23 protein-coding genes are annotated in these 25,193 nt (G+C 36.2%); 3 read left to right on the top strand and 20 right to left on the bottom strand.

Translation table 11 applies throughout. The features are described from left to right. The first annotated feature begins 545 nt into the window (after window positions 1-545). A complete protein-coding gene (gene mscL, locus LKACC16343_RS03950; protein ID WP_056954377.1) occupies window positions 546-959 on the top strand; it encodes a large conductance mechanosensitive channel protein MscL in 414 nt (137 codons plus the stop codon). 70 nt (window positions 960-1,029) lie between these two features. On the opposite strand, the gene LKACC16343_RS03945 is transcribed toward mscL, so the two are convergent. The 11 genes from LKACC16343_RS03945 to LKACC16343_RS03895 form a co-directional block, all read right to left on the bottom strand. Next, entirely contained in the window at window positions 1,030-2,061 is a 1,032-nt protein-coding gene (locus LKACC16343_RS03945; RefSeq protein ID WP_056954375.1) for a hypothetical protein, read from the bottom strand. A 130-nt stretch (window positions 2,062-2,191) separates the two neighbouring features. Next, complete coding sequence (locus tag LKACC16343_RS03940) at window positions 2,192-3,169, bottom strand: ribose-phosphate diphosphokinase (protein ID WP_056954373.1); 978 nt, start codon at window positions 3,167-3,169, stop codon at window positions 2,192-2,194. Between the two features lie 14 nt (window positions 3,170-3,183). Next, window positions 3,184-4,572 (bottom strand): bifunctional UDP-N-acetylglucosamine diphosphorylase/glucosamine-1-phosphate N-acetyltransferase GlmU, encoded by a 1,389-nt coding sequence (gene glmU, locus LKACC16343_RS03935; protein ID WP_056954371.1) that lies wholly within the window; start codon window positions 4,570-4,572, stop codon window positions 3,184-3,186. 74 nt (window positions 4,573-4,646) lie between these two features. Beyond that, on the bottom strand, window positions 4,647-5,489 hold the full coding sequence (purR, locus tag LKACC16343_RS03930) for a pur operon repressor (protein ID WP_056954369.1): 843 nt from the start codon (window positions 5,487-5,489) through the stop codon (window positions 4,647-4,649). 247 nt (window positions 5,490-5,736) lie between these two features. Further along, window positions 5,737-6,027, bottom strand: a complete 291-nt coding sequence (locus tag LKACC16343_RS03925; RefSeq protein ID WP_025084371.1) for a Veg family protein — start codon at window positions 6,025-6,027, stop codon at window positions 5,737-5,739. Window positions 6,028-6,460: 433 nt separating this feature from the next. Next, window positions 6,461-7,339 (bottom strand): 16S rRNA (adenine(1518)-N(6)/adenine(1519)-N(6))-dimethyltransferase RsmA, encoded by an 879-nt coding sequence (gene rsmA / locus LKACC16343_RS03920; RefSeq protein WP_056954368.1) that lies wholly within the window; start codon window positions 7,337-7,339, stop codon window positions 6,461-6,463. After that, window positions 7,326-7,901, bottom strand: coding sequence for a ribonuclease M5 (gene rnmV / locus LKACC16343_RS03915; protein ID WP_056954366.1), 576 nt, complete (start codon window positions 7,899-7,901; stop codon window positions 7,326-7,328). The genes rsmA and rnmV overlap by 14 nt, the downstream gene beginning before the upstream one ends. A 2-nt stretch (window positions 7,902-7,903) precedes the next feature. After that, window positions 7,904-8,665: a TatD family hydrolase gene (locus LKACC16343_RS03910; RefSeq protein WP_056954364.1), complete on the bottom strand. Its 762-nt coding sequence runs from the start codon at window positions 8,663-8,665 to the stop codon at window positions 7,904-7,906. Further along, window positions 8,665-10,683: a methionine--tRNA ligase gene (gene metG / locus LKACC16343_RS03905; protein WP_056954362.1), complete on the bottom strand. Its 2,019-nt coding sequence runs from the start codon at window positions 10,681-10,683 to the stop codon at window positions 8,665-8,667. Before metG ends, LKACC16343_RS03910 begins: the two co-directional genes overlap by 1 nt. 48 nt (window positions 10,684-10,731) lie before the next feature. Next, window positions 10,732-11,433 (bottom strand): NAD-dependent protein deacylase, encoded by a 702-nt coding sequence (locus tag LKACC16343_RS03900; protein ID WP_056954677.1) that lies wholly within the window; start codon window positions 11,431-11,433, stop codon window positions 10,732-10,734. 24 nt (window positions 11,434-11,457) lie between these two features. After that, window positions 11,458-12,414: a hypothetical protein gene (locus LKACC16343_RS03895; RefSeq protein WP_056954360.1), complete on the bottom strand. Its 957-nt coding sequence runs from the start codon at window positions 12,412-12,414 to the stop codon at window positions 11,458-11,460. 31 nt (window positions 12,415-12,445) lie between these two features. On the opposite strand from LKACC16343_RS03895, the gene LKACC16343_RS03890 reads away from it, so the two are divergent. Then, window positions 12,446-12,952, top strand: a complete 507-nt coding sequence (locus LKACC16343_RS03890; protein ID WP_056954358.1) for a YbhB/YbcL family Raf kinase inhibitor-like protein — start codon at window positions 12,446-12,448, stop codon at window positions 12,950-12,952. A 4-nt stretch (window positions 12,953-12,956) separates the two neighbouring features. Here LKACC16343_RS03890 and LKACC16343_RS03885 read toward each other — a convergent pair whose 3' ends face one another. The 8 genes from LKACC16343_RS03885 to trpS form a co-directional block, all read right to left on the bottom strand. Further along, complete coding sequence (locus LKACC16343_RS03885) at window positions 12,957-13,874, bottom strand: Ppx/GppA phosphatase family protein (protein WP_056954356.1); 918 nt, start codon at window positions 13,872-13,874, stop codon at window positions 12,957-12,959. Window positions 13,875-13,946: 72 nt separating this feature from the next. Beyond that, window positions 13,947-14,720, bottom strand: a complete 774-nt coding sequence (locus LKACC16343_RS03880; RefSeq protein WP_056954354.1) for an ABC transporter permease — start codon at window positions 14,718-14,720, stop codon at window positions 13,947-13,949. Next, window positions 14,713-15,360, bottom strand: a complete 648-nt coding sequence (locus LKACC16343_RS03875) for an ABC transporter ATP-binding protein (RefSeq protein ID WP_179207681.1) — start codon at window positions 15,358-15,360, stop codon at window positions 14,713-14,715. Before LKACC16343_RS03875 ends, LKACC16343_RS03880 begins: the two co-directional genes overlap by 8 nt. Before the next feature lie 211 nt (window positions 15,361-15,571). Next, window positions 15,572-16,810, bottom strand: coding sequence for a C40 family peptidase (locus LKACC16343_RS03870; RefSeq protein WP_056954350.1), 1,239 nt, complete (start codon window positions 16,808-16,810; stop codon window positions 15,572-15,574). A gap of 870 nt (window positions 16,811-17,680) precedes the next feature. Beyond that, entirely contained in the window at window positions 17,681-18,412 is a 732-nt protein-coding gene (locus tag LKACC16343_RS03865; RefSeq protein ID WP_056954348.1) for a DUF4811 domain-containing protein, read from the bottom strand. Then, complete coding sequence (locus LKACC16343_RS03860; RefSeq protein WP_056954346.1) at window positions 18,412-19,917, bottom strand: MDR family MFS transporter; 1,506 nt, start codon at window positions 19,915-19,917, stop codon at window positions 18,412-18,414. The genes LKACC16343_RS03865 and LKACC16343_RS03860 overlap by 1 nt, the downstream gene beginning before the upstream one ends. A gap of 26 nt (window positions 19,918-19,943) precedes the next feature. Then, window positions 19,944-20,381 carry a MarR family winged helix-turn-helix transcriptional regulator gene (locus LKACC16343_RS03855; protein WP_056954344.1) on the bottom strand — a complete coding sequence of 146 codons (438 nt, stop codon included), beginning with the start codon at window positions 20,379-20,381 and terminating at the stop codon, window positions 19,944-19,946. 129 nt (window positions 20,382-20,510) lie between these two features. After that, on the bottom strand, window positions 20,511-21,527 hold the full coding sequence (gene trpS / locus LKACC16343_RS03850) for a tryptophan--tRNA ligase (RefSeq protein ID WP_056954342.1): 1,017 nt from the start codon (window positions 21,525-21,527) through the stop codon (window positions 20,511-20,513). A 322-nt stretch (window positions 21,528-21,849) separates the two neighbouring features. On the opposite strand from trpS, the gene helD reads away from it, so the two are divergent. Further along, the gene (gene helD, locus LKACC16343_RS03845; RefSeq protein WP_056954340.1) at window positions 21,850-24,123 is read left to right on the top strand and encodes an RNA polymerase recycling motor HelD; all 2,274 of its coding nucleotides are present in this window, start codon (window positions 21,850-21,852) and stop codon (window positions 24,121-24,123) included. Window positions 24,124-24,459: 336 nt separating this feature from the next. Here the strand turns inward: helD and LKACC16343_RS03840 are convergent, their stop codons facing one another. Continuing rightward, window positions 24,460-25,125 (bottom strand): CPBP family glutamic-type intramembrane protease, encoded by a 666-nt coding sequence (locus tag LKACC16343_RS03840; RefSeq protein WP_056954338.1) that lies wholly within the window; start codon window positions 25,123-25,125, stop codon window positions 24,460-24,462. Between the last annotated feature and the right edge of the window lie 68 nt (window positions 25,126-25,193).

Genomic DNA, 25,193 nt, shown 5'->3' with positions numbered 1-25,193 from the left:
AGTTATTCTTATTATGGTTAGCGTAGGATTCCGTCTTCCACAAAAATTAAAAATACTGGAACCAACAGAGTTCCCACTACCAATCGGATAATATCTTTTATTGCTTATCCAAATAATTCGAAAATTTAAAGCAGTATCCATTTAGAAACGTAACTACATACGTCTATTCTAAGTGGATACTGTTATTTTTATTTTAAAAATTTAGAAAAGAAATAATAAATAGAATTGCTCACTAGTCCGGAACAAAAGTTGAAAATGCGGTCAGCTGTGAAATCATTGTTAGTGGTTTTGCCACTTACAATGAGGCTGATCTTGAAGCTAATTATTTTACATAAAGTGTAAAATAATTAGCTTCAAGTCATGCCCACAGCGTTCCACCAGCATTTTCAACTTTTGTGGAGGGCGGCATATTTCCCCAGTAAAATAATAATCTCAATTAAAATTTCACTAAATATTTATGTCACCTCTTTTATTTTTTCAAAAATATAGTAGAGTGAGTCTTGTACTTTGAAAAAGGTAAAATCAATGAAGGAGATTTGGCGAAAATGTTTAAGGAATTCCAAGAGTTTATTTCCCGTGGTAGTGTTGTTGACTTGGCCGTCGGTGTTATCGTTGGTGCTGCTTTCAACAGTTTGGTATCAGCGCTAACTACCTACATTTTAAATCCGCTAATCGGTCTCATTATTGGGCAAATTGATTTATCAGATATGAAGTTCCAAGTTTTAGGTGCAAATTTCCTAATCGGTGACTTCATCAATGCTGTAATCAATTTCTTAATCATTATGTTCGTTGTTTTCATAATTGTTAAAATGATGAATAGAATGCGTCGTGACGGTTCACGTAGTAAGTTTGATAAAAATGGTGATGAAATCCCTGATCCACAAACTGAATACTTGCAACAAATTCGTGACCTATTGAGATATCAACAAAGAAATAACAACAATAACAATCGATACTAAAAAATAATCCGTACTAACTGCATTGGGACTATCCCTACAACAGTTAATACGGATTTTTTGTTTCAAAATTTTAATGTAGTGGTGTAACAACTTTCAAATCTAGAGCTTGTAAGAATCCACTTGGCCCATCAACTACCATTGGAATTACGTTGACACTTGGTGCTGCACTGGTTACATAGCTTTCATCTAGTGGCATCATTCCGTTGATACTGATATCCAATGATTTTGGCATACCTTCAATATGAATTTCGTTATCAATAGCAGGTGTTTTAACAATGTCATCACAAATTTTGTGTACATAAATCAAACTGACTTTAGCTTCACCATTGACCATGCCGCTCATTGTAAATTTGTGTCCATAAATGGTACCCTTCTTAACCGTTCCAAAAGTTGGATGCAAATCTTGTGGAGCTGTGTACCACTCATGATCAACTTTTACATCGTCAAACTTAATTCCTAGACGCTCACCCATTTCATAAACTCCTGAGATGTAGTATGAAGCAATTCCTAGTTTGAGTTTATCTTGTGGGAATTTGTCTGGATCCATGCCATAACCAAAGACTTTGACCCAACTTGAATAGTTGTGCTGATCATCTTCACCTGATTGAACAGTTATTTTATCAACATGTCCCATTAAGCCTGCCAAAACTGTTGGAATGTATGATGCATAGGCGCCTGGTAATAATCCAGTTGGCAAATACGAAACGCCATTTTCTTTAGCAGTATCATTGATCATCTTGTACAAATCTGGTGTTGTTACTTGTGAATAATAGATTGGTAACGTCGTAACAACATTCTTTTTAGATTTCAATACTCGACAAATATCGAGTGCACTAGGAGTAAAACCACCTTTTTCATCACGAACTAACGGTGTATAATCCAAAACTACATCTGCATCTAATTTCAATGCATCTTCAATATTATCAGTTACAGTAACACCTGTTTTAGGGAAATTAAATATTTCACCTGAATCACGGCCAATTTTCTTAGGGTCAACATCAACGGCAGCAACTAATTTTAATGATTGTTTTTCTTGAATCATTCTGATGGCTGCTCTGCCAACATTTCCAAGGCCCCAAACGATAACTTTATATTGTTTCATCCTATCACCTCAAAAGGTTTCAATGACCTTTTTCTATTGCTCATATTATCACGTGATTAACAGAGTTAATAATAATAACCCACGAAAAAAAGAGCCACTTTCTAAGAAGTGACTCTTTTTTATTTGAAGCCTATTTTTTATTCTTGAAACGCGTGTTGAACAATGGACTGACAGGTTCATTTTCATGGACACGTTGGATTGCTTCACCGATAAGTGGTCCAACTGAAACTTGAACCATCTTGTCGATAATTTTTTCTTTAGGAAGATTGATTGAGTCTGTAACAACTAAAGTCTTAATTGGTGATGCTTCAATTCTTTCGATAGCTGGGCCTGAAAGGATTGGATGTGTACAACATGCGTAAACTTCAGTAGCACCGGCATCAATAAGTGCTTGAGATGCTAGAGAAATTGTACCAGCAGTATCGATCATATCATCAATAATGATGGCACGTTTGCCTTTAACATTACCAATAATATTCATAACTTCGGCAACATTAGCACGAGGTCTACGTTTATCGATAATAGCAATTGGTGTCTTCAAGAATTCAGCTAGCTTTCTGGCACGAGTTACACCACCATGATCAGGTGAAACAACAACAGCGCCTTCTTCTAGATGGTTTGTTAGGAAGTAATCAGCTAACAATGGAGCACCCATCAAATGGTCAACTGGAATATCGAAGAAACCTTGGATTTGTGCAGCATGAAGGTCAAGTGCAAGTACACGATCTACACCAGCACGTTCCAACATATTAGCAACTAATTTAGCAGTAATAGGTTCACGTGAACGTGACTTACGATCTTGTCTAGCATAACCATAATAAGGAATTACAACATTGATAACACTAGCTGAAGCACGTCTTAAAGCATCAACCATGATCAATAATTCCATCAAATTATCGTTAACTGGTGCTGAAGTTGATTGAATCAAGAAGACTTCTGATCCACGAATACTTTCTTCAATATTAATTTGGATTTCACCATCACTGAAACGTGTAACTGATGACTTTCCAAGTGGTACTCCTACAACCTTAGCAATTTTTTCTGCTAAAGGTTTATTAGAGTTCAATGCAAAAATCTTCATTGGTTGTTCATTATTTTGACATGACATTAATTTATTCACCCTTATTTCCAATCTTCACTTTTTGATAGTGGTAATCTTTCCCAGAAATCTTCTTTATTAGTTTGTCTTTCACGTGCAATAGCCATTGCATGTTTAGGAATGTCGTTAGTAATTGTTGAACCAGCAGCAATAAATGAATGATCAGCCATTTCTACTGGGGCAATAATATTTGAATTGCTACCAATAAATGAATGGTCACCAATATTACTGTGCCACTTTTTAACACCATCATAGTTAACAAAGACTACTCCACAGCCAACATTGATATCAGTTCCAAGAGTTGCATCACCGACATAAGTCAAATGACCAACCTTAGTTCTGTCACCAATTTTAGCATTTTTAACTTCACAGAAATTACCAATATGGACATCACGGCCAATTTCAGCCTTTGGTCTTAGATGTGAGTTAGGTCCAACATTGCTACCCTTATGCATAATGGCACTTTCGATTGTTGAACTAATAACTTCAACATTATCTTGAATCTCAGAATCAGAAATTCTTGAACCAGAACCAATAACACATTCAGAGCCAATAGTTGTTTTACCAAAGATTTTTACGTTTGGTTCGATAACTGTATCGTTACCAATTTCAACATCAATGTCGATATATGTATTATCAGGATCAACGATTGTAACGCCATCGCGCATATGTGCTTCGTTGATTCTTCTTTGCATAATCTTTTCAGCTTGTGACAAAGCAACACGATCATTAACACCTAATGATTCGCTCAAGTCAGCCATTTCAAAAGCTGAAACTTTCTTGCCTTGTTCCTTAAGCAATGAAATTACGTCAGGTAAATAATATTCGCCTTGAGCATTGTCATTATTAACTTTATGCAAGTTTTCAAACAACAATTTATTGTCAAAGCACAATACACCAGTATTAATTTCTTGTATTTCTTGTTCACTTCTTGAAGCATCTTTTTGTTCAACTATTTTTTCAACGTTGCCACCATTATCACGGACAATACGACCGTAACCAAATGGATTATCAGCGTGCGCTGTCAAAATTGTAACGGCTGCTTCTTCTTTTTCATGATAATCTAATAGTTTTTCAAAGGTATCAGCAGTGAATAATGGTGTATCACCATTAACAATAAGCGTTATACCTTCTTTATTGCCTAGATCCTTTTCAGCTTGCATTACAGCATTTGCTGTTCCCAATTGTTCCTCTTGCAAAGCATAATTAGTTCTATCACCAAGTAGATCTCTAACTTTATCAGAACCATTTCCAATAACAGTGTCGATCAAGTCAGGTTTAATCTTTTCAACTTGTGTTAAAACATGATCAACCATCGCTCTACCAGCAACAGGATGCAATACTTTGTATAGTCTCGACTTCATTCTTGTACCTTTACCGGCAGCAAGAATTATTACATAACGATTCGACATCAGAAACTCCCTTCAGTCATTCAAATATCCTTATATATAATAGCATTATTATATATAACTGCTCAATCAAGAATTTATTCAAAATAACTGAAATCGGTATTTGCTAAATAATTTCCCGGTTCCACATTCAAAACTCGATTCTTGGTATCAATTTTTGTTACTTTGAAAATTGACGTTACGTCAGAATCACCAAATTGACTATTGATATTGATGTTTTCAGCAAAGACTGTTGCACCAACAAAAATAGCATTGAATTCAGAGATCAAACTACGCAAACCATTAATGGTTCCGCCGCCTTTCATAAAGTCATCAACAACTAGTACACGAGATCCTTCTTCCAAACTACGTTTGGACAATTCCATCTTTTCAACACGATCAGATGAACCTGATGCATAGTTGACACTAATAGTTGATCCTTCTGTGATCTTTGAATCACGACGAACAATCACAAATGGAATATTCAAGAAATTAGCCACACTTTGAGCAATTGGTATACCCTTAGTAGCTACCGTCATAACGACATCAATTGAGCTTTGTGAATATTGAGTAGCAATCATACGACCAACATTTCTCAATAATTCAGGATCAGCCAATAAATCAGTCAAATATAAATACCCACCGGGTAAAATACGGTTGGGTTCAACTAACTTTTTAGATGTTTCCTCAACAAATTCAGTTGCTTCTTTCTTAGAAATTCCGGGTGTAAAAATCACACCACCACCAGCACCAGGCAATGTTTCCAGAACACCGATCCCTCTGATCATAAATGTTCTTCTCAAAATACCCAAATCCTCAGATATTGACGACTTAGCTGATTCATAACGATCGGCAAAAAACGCTAGTGAAATCAGCGTATGTGGTCGTTCAAGTAAATAGCGAGTCATATCAATTAAACGTTCGCTTCTTCGTGTTTTCATCTTTTTTTCTCCTAAAACGTATCTCACTACAAGATTATAAAGCAAAACAATGAACAATTCATGTTTTTTTGAATGTAACCAGTATCATTTTACAAACTTTATAATTTTTTGTATAAAGTTTGAAACACTGTGGACAATTAGAAAACAAAAAAATAGGTCACAATAATCAAATTGATTATCACGACCTGTTATTTTATTGCTTGGAAATTAAACTCACTGTTCAACTATTCCAACTAACGAATTCTTATTATTCAGCCTCTGCCTCAGTGTCTGAGTCAGAATCAGTTTCAGCTACTTCTTCTTCATTGTCAAAATGAATATCGATTGATTTTGTTAATAGATCTGCATAACTGTATGAAACTCTTTCAAAAGAATTTTCATTTTGGTCCAAATCTACAACAAAAACTGAATGGAATGTTTCTGATAAAGTTCCGCGACGACGGATTACTTTCTTACGACCTGCTTGTGCGACAATAGTCAAATTCTCACCTAAGTGTGAATCTAAACGACTCTTGATTGTCTTCAATGATGTTGGCATTATAATAATCACTCCTTAGGAGTGAAATTTTACCACGTTTTACTAATTTTTTCAAGAAAAACTTTCACTTGGCATAAAATTATTTCTATGGTGCCGTCTTCCATAACAGATTTTCTATTCTATTTATCATGTCATTCTCTAAATGTTTGAAACAAAAATAGCAGTTCCACTCAGAGACGTTCATAAACTTTTTCTCCAAATGAATACTGCTTATTTTTATCTTTAAATTTAAAATGAGTGAAACACTTGCTAGTCTGGAACAAAAGTTGAAAATGCGGTCAGCTGTGAAATCATTGTTAGTGGCTCCGCCACTTACAATGAGGCCGGACTTGAAGCTAATTATTTTGCACGAAGTGTGAAATAATTAGCTTCAAGCCGCGCCCACAGCGTTCCAACAGCATTTTCAACTTTTGTGTAAGACGGAAGTTATACTCTATTTCGCAAACTCTATTGCCATTTGCTTGAATTGTTCGATTGAAACTTCTTCAGCACGAGCATTCTCACCAATATTGTATTTTTCAAAGACTGCTTTGATTTTTGCTCTATTTTCGTCAGTTCTTCCTTGCCAGTTCAACATATTGTTCATCAAACTCTTACGTTTGTGGGCAAAAGCAGAACGAACTACCTTGTTGAAGAACACTGGATCACTGATATCTACTTTTTCCTTTGGCAAACGATTCAAAACCGCAACGGCTGAATCGACCTTTGGACGTGGGATGAAAGAATTACGACCGACAATACGATCAATCTTTGCATCCATTTGTGTTTGCACTGCAATAGTTAAAGAACCATACTCACGATGCCCCGGATTGGCTGTGATTCTTTCGGCTACTTCTTTTTGCATCATCAAAACAAGTGACTGGAATGGATAATCACTATTGATCAAATTCAACATGATTGGTGTAGTGATGTAATAAGGTAAATTAGCTACAACCTTGATTGTTTTACCAACCAAATCATGTTCCTTGACGAACTCATCTAAATCAACTTTCAAAATATCTTGATTAATAACTTCGATATTGTCGTAATACTGCAACGTATCAGCTAATACGGGTATCAAGTTATCATCAATTTCAAAAGCATAAACCTTTTCAGCAACTTGCGCTAGTTTTTCAGTTAAAGCACCGATACCAGGCCCAATTTCGATAGCAATTTCATCTGACTTCAAACCACTAGCATCCACAATTCCGTCTAGAACTTTTTCATTCGTTAAAAAATTTTGCCCCAAACTTTTTTTGGCACGTAATTTATATTTACGCATTATGTCATTAGTACGAATAGGGTCAGCGATACTTAATCTATTTTGTGTCATGAGTACTTCCTTTATCAAATTTTTCAACTACGGCGACTAAATCTTGTGGTGCAATTTGGAACATGTTCAGACGATTCAAAAATTGTTTGGCATTAGTGTAACCTATCTTCAATTCTGACCCAACAAATTCTCGGCGCAAATGCGAATCACTTTTACCGACTAGACCAAGATCTACCATGTCATCATGGTCATAATCTTTAAAATCATTATCAGTTCTAGTATAAACGGCTGCTAAAGCTGTCTTGATATCGGCATCATTGGCGTGTTCGATTCCTAAGCTACCATCACTCTTTTTGGGAACGGCTTGGGCTCTCGGTAAAAAAGCCTGTTTAGCATCGGGAACAGCTTTTTGAATAATAGTTCGGAGACGATTCCCATTAAAATCGGGATCGGTGAAGACAATTACACCACGTTTTTCTTGAGCAATCTTGATACGTTCAATTGTCTCTTGGTTAAGTGCTGATCCTGTGGTCTCGATTGTATCGACATCACCAAAACAATCTTTTAACCGATTGGTATCAGACTTACCTTCTACTACTATAATTTCTTTTATTTTTTTCATGTTTATAAATTATACACTTTATGAGCATTTTTGAAGGTATGTTCAGCAACTTCAGCAGGTGAAATATCTTTATACTTAGCAATTGCATCAACCACATATCTTGTATATGCCGGTTGATTAGAATGACCACGATATGGTTCAGGGGTTAGATATGGTGCATCAGTTTCTACTAGCAAACGATCTAGCGGCGTATTCTTAGCTGACTCGTGAACCTCGGGTGCATTTTTAAATGAAACTACTCCACTATAAGAAATCCACAATCCAAGGTCTAAGAAGCGATTGAGCCACTTAACATCCCCATTAAAACTATGCATGATAATACCCGATTTAGACATATCATGATTCTTAAGAATTTCATACATATCATCAAAAGCATCACGACAGTGAATTGACACTGGCATGTTGTACTGCTTAGCCACATCCAATTGTTGAATCAAAACTTTTTGTTGAATCTTAGGATCAGGATCTTCTTCCCAATGATAATCCAAGCCAATTTCACCAATTCCTACAACTTCAGGCAATTTGATCTGGTTGACCAATTGCTCTTCATTGTACTCTTTAGCAAATTCAGGATGCCAACCAATTACAGCATGCAATGGTTGATAGTTTTGTGCTAAACGAATGGCTTCAATATTGAATTCTTCATTAGAACCAATAATAGCCATCTCAACAACATCTAATTCCTTAGCATTATCAATGAATTGTTGGGTCTTGCCAGCAAAAGCTTCATCATTTAAATGTGTATGTGTATCAAAGATTTTCATTAGCCTAAAATAGCTCCATTTTTATGTGAATTATCCACGATAGCAAGTTTTACTTCGTCACCTTTTTCAGTTGACAATAACATTCCGTTACTCCATTCGCCAACCATTCTACGAGGCTTCAAATTGACAACTGCTAGGACTTTCTTACCAATCAATTCTTTGTAGTTAGGATAGAATTTGTGCATTCCTGAAAGAATTTGACGATCAACACCTGAACCGTCATCCAATTTGAATTGAAGTAATTTGCTTGAGTTTTCAACTGGTTTAACATCAAGAATTTCAGTTACAACCATCTTAACTTTTTCAAAGTCATCGAATTCAATTTCCTTAGGATAACCGTCATCAGAAGCTTCTTGGGCTTTAGCCTTAGCTTGGGCAGACTTACTTAACTTACCAGCACCATGCTTAGCTTGTTCCTCGGCCATCTTACCCTTGATATAATTAACTTCTTCTTCAGCATCCAAACGTGGGAAGATTGGTTCTGGTTTAGCAGTAACAGTCTTACCTACCACTGTGTCACCAAAATCAAGTGACTTGTCACTACTATAATCAAGACCCAATTGAGAGAACATCTTAACTGGAGCCTGTGTCATAACAGGACTGATGAGTAAAGCAATCAAACGTAATGATTCAGCCAAGTGACCTAAGACAGCTTGTAGTTCAGCCTTCTTACTGTCATCTTTAGCAAGAACCCATGGTTGCGTCTCATCAATATACTTATTAGCACGACTGATGAATGACCAAACGCTAGCTAATGCATCAGGGAATTCAAATTTATCCATATGTTCTCTGTAAGCTGCCAAAGTGTCGGCATATGATTTTTCAAGATCTTTATCGAGGTCTGTCACAGCAGTAACTGAAACAACTTGACCATCGTCATACTTATTGATCATTGAAACAGTTCTGTTCAACAAGTTTCCTAAATCATTAGCTAAATCGTAGTTAATCTTGTCGATATAATCTTCAGGAGTAAAGGTACCATCACTACCAAATGGCATTGCACGCATCAAGTAGTAACGAAGTGAATCTAGTCCATATCTAGAAACTAACATTTCTGGATAAACAACGTTTCCTTTAGATTTAGACATTTTACCGTCTCTCATCAACAACCAACCGTGACCAAAGACTTGTTTAGGCAATTCAACACCTAAAGCCATCAAAATAATTGGCCAATAAATAGTATGGAAACGAACAATTTCCTTACCAACAAATTGAACATTAGCTGGCCAGTATTTCTTGAAAAGCGAATCGTCGTCGCTTTCGTAGCCAAGAGCTGTAATATAGTTCAAAAGTGCATCGATCCAAACATAAACAACGTGTTCTGGATTACTTGGAACTTTAACACCCCAGTTGAAAGTTGTTCTAGAAATAGCTAAGTCTTCTAGACCTGGTTTGATAAAGTTATTGATCATTTCATTCTTACGAATTTCTGGTTCGATGAAGGTTGGGTTGTCTTTGTAATATTGCAATAGACGATCAGCATATTTGCTCATCTTGAAGAAATAACATGGTTCTTTAACAAGTTGAACTTCATGACCTGAAGGAGCTTTACCACCGATGACCTTACCATTTTCATCATGATAAACTTCAGCCATTTGTGATTCAGTAAAGTATTCCTCATCATCAACTGAATACCAACCTGAGTATTCGCCTAAATAAATATCCCCTTGTTTAATTAGACGTTCAATAATTTTTTGAACAGCTTTAACGTGATAATCATCTGTTGTACGGATGAACTTGTCATTAGAGATATCGAGCTTCTTCCAAAGCTCCTTGATTCCTTTAGCCATCATATCAACATATTCTTGTGGTTCCATATGTTTTTCTTCGGCTTTTTGTTCAATTTTGAGACCATGTTCGTCAGTTCCTGTTAGGAAGAAAACGTCATAGCCTTCATTACGCTTGTAACGAGCCAAGGTGTCCGCTGCAATCGTTGTATATGAGTTCCCAATTGTTAATTTTCCTGATGGATAATAAATGGGTGTTGTAATGTAAAAAGTTTTTCTTTCTTCAGTCAATATATTAACCTCCACCGCTTTCAAATTGATATTAAGTATAGCATTCTTTTATATTTGTGAAAAAACGTTCGTTGCATCGTCATCGATAGCTAAAATCGACGAATCTATGTTTAAATCTTCTTTATTAATAACTACTAATTTGGCTTGTGGAGTGCTGTATTCTAGTAATCCTGCGAAAGGATATACTTTAAAACTAGTTCCTACTACCACTAACAAATCAGCTCTTTGAACTGCTAAAGCAGCATTTTGAAAGTTCTTTGAGTTAATATTTTCTCCGTATAGGACAGTTGTCCCTGGACGAATAATACCATTATCTTCGTGATGTCGATAATCCTTCAAATAATCCTTGTAATCAAACTCTTTGCCACATGTTAAGCAATGAATATTATCATACAAATTACCGTGAAACTCTACCACGTTTTTGGCTCCTGCTTTTGTGTGCAGTTTATCGACATTTTGGGTTACTATGGCACCTTTTTGATTACTGATCTGGGCCATTTTCTTATGAATGATATTGGGTTGTGCATCAGGAAAGTACATATTATGAACTACGAAATCATGGAAAACATCGGGATGTTCAACTAAATTGTCGTGACTCAACATATATTCTGGAGGAAAGTTATAATTCTTCCGCTTATACAATCCATTCTTAGAACGATAATCGGGAATCCCCGATGGCACAGAGACGCCTGCACCAGTTAGAAAAGTCACAAAATTAGCTTTGTCTAGTAATTCTTTAAACTCTTCAATTTTATCTTGCACACAAATCCCCTCTTATCTTGTTAAGTATTTAACTTCTTCCTTTTCAAATACATCGATAATTTTGTATTGATAAAAGGCCTTGTAAAATTCCGGTGTTACTTTACCAGGATCAATATCTAGAGTTGTAACACTTTGACCATCATTGATACCTAAAAGTACGAAGGCATCTTTTCCAGTCGCACGATTCTTAAATGAGGAATGCTTTACTTGATAAACTTGATTCAATGACAATCTCAATTGACGCTCTGATAACACTGGCGTTATATTCAAGAATTCATGATAACCAAGACCCTCATAGCCATTGGACAAAATAATTTCATTATATGTATCCAAGGCATTGACCAAAGCACGCCTGAAATGGAATGCATCTGACAAATCATTAGCTTCCGCAATCTTAACTAGCTTTTCAGCATACTTGTATGATGTTGGAAATTCATCTTTCCACTTATCATCTTGAGCATGTTCACTGAAGATCATTCCATCAAACATAATCAAAGTACGGTAGAAGCGCATGTTAGCTAAATCTAAAGAAACCTTAGGATTTAGGGCCACTTCAATTCCCTTGAGAAATGCATCTTTGACTTCAGCTGTATAAGTTCCATCAGCCTTTTGAGATTTCAAAACTGAGATATGCTCCAAAGTTTCGAAAATCGAATTAGCGATTGCCAAAATACGACCATCATAATCTGGCTTACCAGATGTTACAGCACAAGAGATACTTGGCTCATCAGATAATTCCAAAGCAATATGATAAAGTTCATGTGCTAGAACAAACTCACTGTATTTTTCATTAGTGATGATAACTTTTACAATATCACCTTTGATCTCATGACTAGCTTGATCTAATGTCAAAAATTCTTGTTCTGAATAGTCTGAGTATATCTCGACTTTTTTATTATATTCTTGCTCAATTTTTTGAACCTGCTCTACAATATTAGTAGATAGGTCGTTGTTATCTATTTGTTTCATTACTACACCTCATTTTAAAGGAGATTTTTTTATGGATGTTAATGTATCTTTACCGAATAACCTTTTGCCCGATAAATATGGCAAGCATGCTGCTCCTGAGGATATAAAAAATGGGAAACCTCTTATTAGTTTCCCAATTCAATTATCCAATCTACCGGCAGATACAAAAACTATTGCTTTGACTTTTACTGATCCTGATTCAATTCCCGTTTGTGGATTTGAATGGATTCACTGGACCATGGCAAATATTCCTAGTTCTCAACTAGAAATACCTGAAAACTTCAGTCGACTTGCTCAAAGTCCAATTGTTCAAGGAAAGAACAGCACAGCTAGTCCATTAACTGATGGCCCCAAAGATTTGGCCACTGGTTACAATGGACCATATCCACCAGATCAAACCCATGATTATATTCTCAAGGTGTTTGCTCTAGATGATAACCTTAACTTGGAAAATGGTTTTTGGATGAACGAATTATTGCACAAAATGGATGGACATATTCTTGACCAAACTCAAATAACCATCCCTAGTCGTGCATAATTGTTTATTCTTTTAAATGCATCTTGTGGAAATAATTAAAGACATAACCTTCTCTAACTCCGAAATTCGAAAAACGAATTTCTGTAGAGGGGGTCTTTTTTATTATCTCGGAGATTATCAATATTCCACCTAAAATGACTTCATATCTACCATCACTCAACTCTTTGATCTGACTGCGTTCTTCCATCGAAGCATGAATCAGTTGGTTAAATAGTTCATCAATTTGGTCAACGGTAATCACTGAATTGTGGAGTGTCTTTTTTCTCTTATTTTCACGATTCAAAATGCTAGTTACGGCTCTTAAAGTACCGCCTAAACCAACGAAGGTAGCTTTCGCATTCATCCATGTAAGTCGGTCTAAACGTTCACTAATATCTTTTCTTGCCGCTCTTAGTTGTTCACTTTTTATTGGATCACTTGCTAAATACAAATCCGAAATTGAAATAGCACCAATTGGAATACTGAGACCGTGTTTTAAGCGTCCTTTTTTTGCCAAACTGATTTCACTGCTACCACCACCAACGTCAACAATCAACGCATCCTTGATCCGCATTGTGCTACGTACGGCCACATAATCATAATAAGCTTCTTCTTGCTCATTGATGATTTCTAGTTGCAGACCAGTTTCTTTAAGTACGGCAAAAATCAATTGTTCTTGATTCTTAGCCATTCTGACTGCTGCAGTGGCAATTAAACTAGTTCGATCTACGTGATACCTTTCAATTCGAGTTTGAAATTTCTTTAGAACATCAATGGTCTCTTCTATTTGATCATTGGTTAAAAGACGGCTCTGAGCAATTGATTTGCCTAATCGAACCGGCTCGCGCCAACGATCCAAAGTTTTAAAGCGATTCTTTTTTGAAGATCGATACACTGATGTCCTAATGGAGTTAGATCCAATTTCAATAACTGCTAACTTCAAATTTACATCACATCCCATTGTATCAATTATATAAAAAAATAGGCCTATATAGTAGACCTATTTTTCACAAAGTTAAGAAATTAGTTCATTCTTTAACTGTTTTCTTTCATTAAAGAATTGGCGATAACCTAAATAACAAGAAATAATTGAACCGATACTAGTTGATGCTAGCAGCATAAAAGTAACCATGATCTGATATTTAATTGCCTTAACTGGATCAACACCGGCAAAAATCAATCCTGACATCATTCCCGGCAAACTAACCAAACCAAGGGTCTTAATCGAATCGATTGTGGGTTGCATACCACTCTTGATGCTATCTCGTAAAATATCGAGTGAAGCTAGTTTAATATCAGCACCTAAGGCTAATTTCTCCAGAATTTGTTGGTGACGGTCGGAAAAAGTCTGCTTCATATTGCGATAACAAAGTCCAATAGCGACCATAATATTGCTGGCAATCATTCCGGTAACAGGGACGATCTGTTCGGGTACAAATTTAATAGAACCAGTAAAAACTAGTGTTCCTAAAGTAATTGTCGTACCCACAAAGATAGCCAACAATGATGATTGAAAGACCTTAGGAATACCGTTTCCACGTTTACCTGCATTATAAGAGGCATTGATGACAATAATAATGAAGCAAGCCAAGGTTAACCAAATATCGTCGGCTTTAATAACGAATTTCAGCACATATCCGACAATCGACAATTGAATGATTGCTCGAATAACACCAATAATAATATCTTTATCAATATGTAACTTTTCAATGTAGCCAATTACTAATGCTACAATTACTAACACGAATCCCAACATTAAAGTTGAATTGGAAACTGTTAAATTAGACATTGTCCACTACCTCCCCATTTTTGATGGTAATTTTATCATGAGAGGCTTCAATTTCTGACTCATCATGCGTCACACGCAAAATCGTTAACCCTCGTTGATTAAATTCCGCCAACATCGAATGCACGATATTTTTGTTTTCCACATCCAAACCGGCAGTGACTTCATCAGTTATTAACACTTCCGGTGGAAAAATCAGATTACGTAAAAGAGCAATTCGTTGCTTTTCGCCCCCAGAAACATCGTTGACACTCTTATCAAGGTAACTTTCATCCAGATTGACCATCTTCAAATACTGTTTAACCTTGGATTCATCGAATTCTTCATTACGAACTTCAAAAGGAAAAGTTAAATTGTCACGCACGGTTTTGCCAAATAAAGTTGGTTGTTGAAAAGCATAAGAAACTCTTTGACGGTATTTTGTCGGTTCATAAGAATCAATTGCTTTACCTTCAAATAAAACTTTTCCCGATGTTTGACTGATCATCGAAGCTAGAATCCGCATGAAGGTACTCTTTCCACTTCCTGAAGGCCCCACTACTGTGATGTATTTACCTTTTTCAATTTTTACACTGATATGTTTCAAAATCTCTTTATTTCCAACTTGATAAGACAAGTCTTGAACATCAAAAATATTTTCCACAATCATCTCACCTCTCCCACTAATTTTACTGATAATTATCAACATGTTAATCTACAATACATAATAATCGGCTTATAAATAAAATCATAGATAAATACAAAATCTCGACCAATTAACCGTCAATTGATCGAGATTCTTTTTATTTAGGAAATTGAACATATTCTATCCCAGTTGATAAATTCGAATTCTATTATATCGAATTTGTTTTTGATTAAGCAAATACACGTTTGACACCGGCGATGTTCCCGCGTCCTGAATAGATTGAGTGTACTTGCACGGCGTATGGCCATGATTCAATCATCGTATCACGATTTAATAAAATTCCTACGTGCCAAATCAGGCCAGTCGATGGATCAGTATAGAAAATCAAATCGCCTCTTTGACGGTTATTGAAATTGATCCGTGGCATACGATCATCACTCCAAAGCATGCGACTATTCCACTCATTACCCACTTGAGCGTGTTGAATAGCCGAAACTGGAGCCGGATTGATACCTGAAGCATATAAAGCCTGCGTTACCAGTCCTGAACAATCAACTCCATACTGAGGTGAACTAGCAGCACCGGAGATCCAAGTTTGACCTAAGTACTTGTATGCCTGATTGATCATTGCTTCGATATGGTCTGACCTTGTACTTATCTGGTTAGTTTCCAGTGGTGCTACGTAAGAGTCGATATCATACCAAGAAGACTCTGAGAAGCCCATATTTTCCCATGTAGCTAAGTTTACTATTCCTGTTGCAGGTAATCCTCTGCGAGCTTGGAAGCTTCTAACACTGGCCGCAACCGAACCATCATAGATAGTATGAGCATTGGAATAGCCAAAGTATCTTCTTACTAAATAAACTTTGACACCTTCAACGCCGTTATAAAGATCGTATCCAACATTACCCACAGGTTTAATTTGAGTATTTTGAATCTGAAGCCAACCACTAGGATTTTGATAACCAACCGCCGTGGTTGCATCGTTACTATTGATCCAAATATTATTACCGATTCGATAATAAGTCAGTCCATCACTCTTATCGACACGATCATATTTCCAAAGCGAATTAGCTGAAAAATTCTTCTGACCATTCCGATAAAAACCATTGTCATCATGAGAAAAACTGACACCACCCCAGCCATTGATAACTATCGTTCCAGATTCTGCATGACCGTAACTGATAGTTACATCATTGGCTTCCAAATATTCATCCGTCGCCACACGATAGTAAGTCTGACCTTGATATGTCATTTTTTGATCAGTTACCCAGGCTGTATTAGCTCCTAATTTTCGATTCTGAATTAGTTCCCCGTTTTCTGTGTATAACTTTGTTATAGATTTTGTACTGACGATTGCTTGGGAATCAATTTTGGAAGTATTGGTCGAATCAGCTTTTACACTTTGGGGAGACATCATTAATAAAGCTAAACCACAAACAAAAGCAATTTTGAATTTTTTACTCATTTGTCTGTACCTCTTCCTTAAAAATAACGAGATTTATTAATTTATAACCTTATAATTTTTTCGTAATAAATTTAACATCATATTTAATATTACTTAAATATTTAGGCGTCATTTTGATAGACGTTTTGTCTCCGTGATGTTGTTCTACTGCTGCTGTTGCTGGGATAGGTGTTCTACTGCCGTCTTCCACAAAAATTGGGAATGCCTTGGAACGCCATGGGCACGATTTGAAACTAATAATCTTACACTTTGTGTAAGATTATGGATTTCCAAAGTCGGCCTCATTGTAAGTGGCATAGCCACTTACAATGATCTCATGGCTGAAGGTATTCCCAATTTTTGTTCCAGACTGAAGAGTATTTCAATTTTTTATCTGAGAAATATGATTTGGTTTGTTTCCTTTCAATTTATATGATTTTTTCTATATCGATATTTCCAAATTGAAGTTAATTTTATTACATGCACTTCAACTTGGATTGTTCCTCTATACTCTTTCCATTAACATCTCTATCATTTCTGAATTGCAAAAAAAGCAACGCCATTTCATTCTCAATTGTAATTAGTTTTCCACTTTATCTACACAAGATATGTACATTCACTCCAAACAGGACCGTTCACTAGTCTGGAGTAAAAGTTGAAAATGCGGTCAGCTGTGAAATCATTGTTAGCGGCTTTGCCGGTTACAATGAGGCCGGACTTGGAGATCCATTATTTTGCACGGAGTGTGAAATAATTAGCTTCAAGCCGTGCCCACAGCGTTCCACCAGCATTTTCAATTTTTACGGAAGACGGCACTTTACACCAACAAAAAAATAGCACCTACCGGAAACTACCCAATAGATGCCATTTATTTTGTCCCACAAAGGAACTTTATTTTTGATTCTTAATTTCTTGAATTAACTTAGCTTGTGCTTCGGCTTTAAATTCTTTTTGAGCTTGTTGAATAACTTTCTTTTGTTCGGCTGATGTCATAGTTGGATTTGCTTGCATTGCTTTGGCTACTGCTGCCTTCACGTAAGTTTGTCCTTCTTGTTTCATTTGAGCTTTGAAAGTTTTACTCTTCATTTTCTTTTGTAGTTGACTAGCTTGTGTTGTTGTCAAAACTAACCAATCATTACCGACTTTAAAGGTATTTGTTTGTTTAACAAATTCTTTGTTGTTATCGGAAATTCCAAAGAGGAATGAATAGAAACCGTTCTTGTACTCCCAACGTGTTGTTTTCTTTGTTAATGTAGCGGCTGAATAATTTCCAGTCTTTACTACGTTCTTAACATTTACATCAACTTTAGTTGTTTGTGGTTTCTTAGCTTTAGCAGTTTCAGGCGTGCGATAAACATAAACACTCTCTTTACCACTTGTACCCAACTTTTTCTCTAAAAGTAAGTTAGATCCCTTTTGAACGGATTGAATCTGATAAGTCTTTTCATTGGTTACTTTTTCCATTCCAAAATGACCATATTCATTTGAAATCAAGAGTACCAAACTTATGATGAATAAAGCGATAAATGTGAATGATAGTCCATATCCCACTTTTTTATTCTTTAAAAAGACAGCGAAGAAATATGCTAATCCTGCACAGATTAAAATTGTAATTAAAATCATTATTCTTCACCTGCCAATTCTGTTTTCCTCAATTGATCAGTATCGATTGTCTTTGATTTAGCACTGCCCTTAACCATAAATGTGATCAAGAATCCAATCAAACAAAAGACAATAGCAACGGCAAAGGCTGCGTGATATCCGCTCAATGTAGCATTGAAGAATTTATCTTTATATTCCAATGGTGATGCCTTAAGAATGGCATGTCCTGGTTTTAAGTTGTTTGTAACGTTAGTCAAGACACTGACCAAGATAGCTGTACCCATAGAACTGAAAACTTGTCTAACAGTATTATTAACGGCTGTACCATGACTCATCAAGTTGAATGGCAATGCATTCATACCATCAGTTGTAACGGGCATCAAGACCATTGAAATACCAAACATACGAATCATGTATAGCACCACGATATCTAAAACAGGTGTGCTCTTTGTTAAGAACAAGAATGGAATTGTACCGGCTGTTAATAAGAACATACCCATACGTGCCAAATCTTTTGGTCCATATTTATCAAAAGCGTTACCAGTAATTGGACTCATAACACCAATCATCAAGGCACCTGGTAACAAAGTTAATCCAGAATGGAAAGCTGACATGCCTTTAACGATTTGTAAGTACAATGGAAGCACCATTTCAACTCCGACCATGGCCATATTTGTAACTGATGACAAAGCGGCCGCAATCGCAAACTTCTTTTCTGTGAAAACACGTAATTCCAAGAATGGTGTATCCATATGTAATTGGCGATAACCAAATAATAGAATGAAAATAATACCAACAACGATTGAGCCAATAACCTTCATTGAACCCCAACCATCATCACCAACAGATGAGAAACCATAAAGAATGGCACCAAATCCAAGTGTTGATTCGATTAGTGAAAGTACATCTAATTTAGTACGACGTGTTTTGATAACAGGACGCATGAAAAAGAATGCCAAAATCAAAACGATGATGACAATAGGAATAATCATTCCGAAAAGTTGTCTCCATGAAGAGTTATCAATAATGAAACCTGAAAGTGTAGGTCCAATAGCTGGAGCAAGTCCAATAACTAAACCACCTAGACCCATGGCAGCACCACGTTGATTAGCTGGGAAAATTGATAACATAACCACTTGCATAAGTGGCATTGTAATACCAACACCGACAGCTTGAATCAAACGTCCGGCTAAAATAGTTCCGAAGTTTGGTGCTGTAAAACACATAATTGTACCGACTAAGAAAGTCGACATTGCAATAATATATAAAATCTTTGTACTAAAATTGTTACTTAACCAAGCAGTAACAGGAATCATAATTCCGTTAACCATCAAAAATCCAGTTGTTAACCATTGAACGTCGGAAGTAGTAACACTAAATTCCTTCATCAAGGTTGGAAAGGCGGTGGTTAAAATTGTACCGTTTAAAACAGTACAGAATGTACCAACAAGAAGCACTAAAACCAAAAGATTACGGTTAAAGGGTTTCCCGTGTGCATCCACAATTGCTTTATCATTATTCGCCATAATAACAAAATTCCTCTTCTCTATAATTATTTAGAAGGTATTTCGATGTCATCAAGGTTCTTGTAAACCTTCATCAAAATACTCTCTAATTCTGTTTGTTCCTCAGAAGTTATGCCTTTAAAGATTGCATCATTACTCTCACTGAAAGCCTTGCGCACTTCACCATAAAGCTCTGAACCTGCTTCAGTAATGCTAACAATCTTCTTACGACGATTATTAGGATCAGCATGCCGGGATACAAATCCGCGATCCTCAAGTTTTTTTAACGAACGGGCAATACTGGCACCATCAAACAATGTGATCTCACCAATTTTATCCTGACTACATTCACGTCTTTTATAGACAATAGCTAGTAAAATACTTTCAAAAGCATTTAAATCTTCTTTTTTCAAATAGCTAGCCGCGATTCGCTTCCTGATCATGGTGTATTTCATCACGAAACCAATCAAATTATAGTCATCCATAAATCTACCTCATTTTCTTCAAAAAAAACTTTAATTTTTTTAGAACAAAAAATATGCTACACCCGACTCTTGATAAAATCAAGAGTTAAGCATAGCATTTTTCTGTAAAAGTGTTTTTATTTTCAGAAACTAGTCGAAATAATTAACACCAATAGCTTTTCTTACTTCTGTTAAAGTTTGGTTAGCAACGATGTTAGCATTGTCGCTACCCTTTTTAAGAATATCGTAAACACCAGGAATATCCTTTTCGTATTCGGCACGGCGATTGCGGATTGGTTCTAGAATTTCTTGTAGGACATCATTCAAATAACGTTTTACTTTAACGTCACCTAAACCACCAGCCTGATATTGTGCCTTTAATTCAGCAATTTTTTCTGTATCTGTTCCGAAAGCATCTAAGTATGTAAAGACAGTGTTACCTTCAATTTTACCTGGGTCTTCAACATGAATGTGATCTGGATCAGTATACATAGACATAACTTTCTTAGTCACAACATCAGCAGGATCTGATAAGTAGATACAATTACCTAATGATTTACTCATCTTGGCGTTACCATCAATACCAGGTAATCTACCTTGGCCCTTAGGTGGGAAGACTCCTTGAGGCTCAACCAATGTGTCAACATTATAAGTGTTATTGAAGGTACGAACTATTTCACGAGCTTGTTCCATCATTGGTTCTTGATCATCACCAACAGGAACTGTGTCAGCTTTGAAAGCTGTAATATCAGCTGTTTGACTAACTGGATATGTTAAGAATCCAGCAGGAATACTTTGTCCAAAACTCTTTTGTTGAATTTCTGATTTAACAGTAGGATTTCTTTCCAAACGAGAAACAGAAACAAGATCAAGATAGTACATTGTCAATTCATTTAAAGCAGGAATTTGTGATTGTACTAAAATGTTAGTTTTGCTAGGATCAATTCCTACAGAAAGATAATCAAGGGCAACTTGAATTAAACTATTACGAACTTTTTCTGGATTTCTAGCATTGTCAGTGAAGGCTTGCATATCAGCAATCATGACAAACATTTTGTACTTGCCCTCGTTTTGAAGTTTCACACGATTCTTCAATGAACCTAAATAATGTCCAATGTGCAACTTACCTGTGGGACGATCCCCTGTCAAAATAGTATTTGTTTTCATATTTTTCCTCCTGGATTCATTAATGCAAAAACATTTTTGAGGTGGTATAATGGCTCTCCATAAAAAAAGCGTCCTATTATATTAATAATAGGACGCTTAAACGTGGTGCCACCTGTTTTGTAGAGTATACTCTACCACTCAAAGTTATAAGGTAACTAGCCATACCCATTTCCCAAAACAAGGTTGATAACTTTTTCAGCCATGAAGTTATTCTCTAAAAGCAACTACTTGAATTAGTACTCAAAAATGCTTATGCTTTAATGTACTCTAATTGCTATTAGCATAATTAAAAAATGACAAATTGTCAACGAGGGGTATTTTAATGACGATTAATCAATCTAAAGAATCAGAACAAAAGCGTGTCGACCAAGTCGCTGGAAAAATTGAACGACAGATTGAACGTGTTGATGCCAGTATTGCACAGGCACACAAGGAAACTAGCCGTATCGAACGTAATTACGGTGAAAATACCAAAGTTAATACCACTGAAGTCGATGACCAAATGGAAACTAACGCTTCCGTTCAACAACAGAAACAATTGGTTGCTTTGGCCGTTGAAAATGAAAATATTTTAAATGCTAATCGTCTCAAACTAGAAAATCTCCAAGGTTCTCCTTACTTTGGGCGAATTGATATTGTCGAAGATGGTGAAGAAGATACGCTTTACATAGGTACTTCTACACTTCAAGATGATGATGGCGAATTTCTAATTTACGATTGGCGAGCTCCCATTTCTGGTATCTACTATAACGGTACTTTAGGAAACGTTACGTATCCCACTCCCAACGGTACTGCTGAAGTCGAATTGAAAAAGAAACGTCAATTCCAGATTGTTCATAACAAAATTCGGAATATGTTTGATACCAATGAAACTGTTGGCGATGAAATTCTTCAATCAGTTTTAAGTGAATATAGCGATGAATATCTAAAAAGTATTGTCGCAACCATCCAACATGAACAAAACATCATTATTCGTGATACTCGCTCTGATGTCCTTCTAGTTCAAGGTGTAGCCGGTTCAGGTAAGACTTCAGCTATCTTACAACGTGTCGCTTACCTGCTTTATCATAGCCGCACAACGATGAATGCTGACAACATTGTTCTCTTCTCCCCTAATAAATTATTCAGTAATTATATTTCTGAAGTTCTTCCTAGTTTGGGTGAACGAAATATGCGACAGGTCACTCTCAACGAATTCATTTCGCTCCGTCTAACGGGTGTTCAAGTAGAAACACTCTTTGACCGTTACGAAAAAGATGAACGCAATCTGCCAGAAACAACTATTAAGATGCGTTTATACAAAGAAAGTGGCGATTTTCTAGAACATTTGGAACAATTGGAAAATGATCATCGTGAACACACACCATATTTCGAAGACATTATTTTTGAAGGTAAGCCATTCTTTACCGGTGATGAAATTGCTGAAATTTATCAAAGCACTAATCCGGCCTACCACATCCCTGACCGTTTTCTGAAAACTAAAAATGCTTTGATCAAACGTCTACAAGGAAGAATTCATAAAGACCGCAATGAAGATTGGGTTCAAGCTGAAATTGACAACTTGTCTGATGAAGATTTCCAACAAATCATTACAGACCACAATATTGAGGAATCAGCCAACCAACGAGAAATTATTGCCGAGGAATTCTTGCGTGAACGTTACGCTCCAATTTACAACGCTCTACTTAATAACTATTTCTTCAACCCTTACAAGGAATATCTTTACTTACTTAACAAGATGCAACAAAATTTAGTTTCTGACAGTATTTGGCAAACTATGATCGAATCAATTGATGATCAAATCGAGGCTCATAAATTAAATCTTAGTGATTCAGTTGCCATTCTTTATTTAAAAGATTTCGTTACCGATGGTGGTATTAACCATGCCATTCAACACATCTTTATTGATGAAGTTCAAGATTACACGATGGCACAGTTAAAATACATTTCTCATGCTTTCCCTAACGCTAAGATGACCTTGTTAGGCGACCGTTCACAAGATGTTTTGACTAGTTCCTATCGTAAAAATGATTTAGTCACTGAAGTTAATGAATTGTTCAAAAAGAAGCGTATTACTACAATCACTTTGAACCAGAGTTATCGTTCAACTGCTGAAATAACCAACTTTGCCAAAAAATTATTACCAAACGGCGATGAAGTTAAAGCCTTTTCTCGTCAAGGTGAAGATCCTGTTATCAAGATTTTCAAAGATGGTGACTACTATCAAGGTTTGAAAGAAACAGCTAAAGAACTGAACAAGAAGTATGATACAGTTGCAATTCTAGCTCGTAATCAGGCTCAAGCTGAACAGATTTACACCCACTTCAGCGATGAATCTATCGTTACATTAGTTGATGCTGACTTCCGTTCCATTCCTAAGGGGATTCTAATTTTACCAATCTATTTGGCTAAAGGATTGGAATTCGATGCTGTTATTGGTCATGATGTTTCAGCTAAAAACTATCCTGATCTTCGTAGTACTGATGTTTTGTACACAATTTGTACTCGAGCAATGCATAGTTTGACTTTGTGCGTTGACGGTGAATTGTCACCCTTGCTTCAAAAGGAACCTCAAAAATTAATTTCTGAAAACTAATCTTAAGTAATATAAAAAGTCGACCTTGGTTTGGTCGACTTTTTTGATGTTCTTTTTTTGGATAACCAATGTGCTTGGCAATATAGTGGAAACGAGTTACGTAGGCCAGATTCCTGTGCTTTGCCTGACTTCACAAACTGTCTGCTACGCAGCCAATTCGCAAAGTCCTGCAAATGCTCAGAATCTAAACAAGCCTACTGCACTCTCTATCAAAACGAGCTACGCAGGGGCAACCTCCTGTGGTTTGCTACAGAACTGAAATCATCCGCAAATTCAGCGGCTAATTCCAGTTCTTAGGCAAATCCTCAGAGGCTGACCGCCCCTGCTTCGCTCTCTCTATATAATTACAGTCCCTACTGCAGCACTGACCATGGCTACGAATATCGCCATTTTTTCATCTTTGGTATACAAATATGTTAATGCGTAACACCAACCTAGAGCCATCATCATTAAGAATTGTAAGATTGACCCTGGTAAACTTATAACTCCAGCTATAATTCCACTAAAAATAATTCCCATTACGGCGCTGTATGCTGAACTTTCTCTAAAGAAATAATTGAAGAAAAAGCCAGTTTGCACCAACTGCTGCTGAATCGCAACTACAAAGACGTTTGCAATCATATTAAACACAAATACTTTTTGATCGGAGCTAGCTATATCATCGTTTTGGAAGCTTGGCAGTTTCCCAGTTACTTGTAAATAACTAACCATGATTCTTAACAAGCAAACCATTACAATCATCAAACTAACTAAACCGATGTTAGAAACTAGTGAATAGGCAAAGCCCTCCGCTGTATCTGAAAATGATTTTTCTTCACGGACATATTTTCTAATCATTAAAAACAAGGTAAATAGTCCAATTAGGAAAAATATAACGGTAATCGGTATATTCAATCCCTTTTGGGTGGCAGCCGCGTTTTTAAACATCAGTGTAACAATAGAAAATACTATCCAAATTATATATCTGACAAAATCTGTACTTGGGGATTCTCCTACGCGCATAATAAATTCTTCCAATCAATAATTTTACTTTGCCATTATATCATACGCTAATACTTCATTTTAGAGGC

The sequence above is a fragment of the Companilactobacillus bobalius genome (assembly GCF_002179915.1).
GTDB lineage: Bacteria > Bacillota > Bacilli > Lactobacillales > Lactobacillaceae > Companilactobacillus > Companilactobacillus bobalius.
Note: the sequence above shows the minus strand (reverse complement) of the source record. Positions and strands in the feature narration are given on the sequence as shown.

Excerpts from the sequence above, each read along its gene's own strand:
- mscL (WP_056954377.1), top strand. The coding sequence starts at position 546 with ATGTTTAAGGAATTCCAAGAGTTTATTTCCCGTGGTAGTGTTGTTGAC.
- LKACC16343_RS03945 (WP_056954375.1), bottom strand. The coding sequence starts at position 2,061 with ATGAAACAATATAAAGTTATCGTTTGGGGCCTTGGAAATGTTGGCAGA.
- LKACC16343_RS03940 (WP_056954373.1), bottom strand. The coding sequence starts at position 3,169 with ATGTCATGTCAAAATAATGAACAACCAATGAAGATTTTTGCATTGAAC.
- glmU (WP_056954371.1), bottom strand. The coding sequence starts at position 4,572 with ATGTCGAATCGTTATGTAATAATTCTTGCTGCCGGTAAAGGTACAAGA.
- purR (WP_056954369.1), bottom strand. The coding sequence starts at position 5,489 with ATGAAAACACGAAGAAGCGAACGTTTAATTGATATGACTCGCTATTTA.
- LKACC16343_RS03925 (WP_025084371.1), bottom strand. The coding sequence starts at position 6,027 with ATGCCAACATCATTGAAGACAATCAAGAGTCGTTTAGATTCACACTTA.
- rsmA (WP_056954368.1), bottom strand. The coding sequence starts at position 7,339 with ATGACACAAAATAGATTAAGTATCGCTGACCCTATTCGTACTAATGAC.
- rnmV (WP_056954366.1), bottom strand. The coding sequence starts at position 7,901 with ATGAAAAAAATAAAAGAAATTATAGTAGTAGAAGGTAAGTCTGATACC.
- LKACC16343_RS03910 (WP_056954364.1), bottom strand. The coding sequence starts at position 8,665 with ATGAAAATCTTTGATACACATACACATTTAAATGATGAAGCTTTTGCT.
- LKACC16343_RS03895 (WP_056954360.1), bottom strand. The coding sequence starts at position 12,414 with ATGAAACAAATAGATAACAACGACCTATCTACTAATATTGTAGAGCAG.
- LKACC16343_RS03890 (WP_056954358.1), top strand. The coding sequence starts at position 12,446 with ATGGATGTTAATGTATCTTTACCGAATAACCTTTTGCCCGATAAATAT.
- LKACC16343_RS03880 (WP_056954354.1), bottom strand. The coding sequence starts at position 14,720 with ATGTCTAATTTAACAGTTTCCAATTCAACTTTAATGTTGGGATTCGTG.
- LKACC16343_RS03870 (WP_056954350.1), bottom strand. The coding sequence starts at position 16,810 with ATGAGTAAAAAATTCAAAATTGCTTTTGTTTGTGGTTTAGCTTTATTA.
- LKACC16343_RS03865 (WP_056954348.1), bottom strand. The coding sequence starts at position 18,412 with ATGATTTTAATTACAATTTTAATCTGTGCAGGATTAGCATATTTCTTC.
- LKACC16343_RS03860 (WP_056954346.1), bottom strand. The coding sequence starts at position 19,917 with ATGGCGAATAATGATAAAGCAATTGTGGATGCACACGGGAAACCCTTT.
- LKACC16343_RS03855 (WP_056954344.1), bottom strand. The coding sequence starts at position 20,381 with ATGGATGACTATAATTTGATTGGTTTCGTGATGAAATACACCATGATC.
- trpS (WP_056954342.1), bottom strand. The coding sequence starts at position 21,527 with ATGAAAACAAATACTATTTTGACAGGGGATCGTCCCACAGGTAAGTTG.
- helD (WP_056954340.1), top strand. The coding sequence starts at position 21,850 with ATGACGATTAATCAATCTAAAGAATCAGAACAAAAGCGTGTCGACCAA.
- LKACC16343_RS03840 (WP_056954338.1), bottom strand. The coding sequence starts at position 25,125 with ATGCGCGTAGGAGAATCCCCAAGTACAGATTTTGTCAGATATATAATT.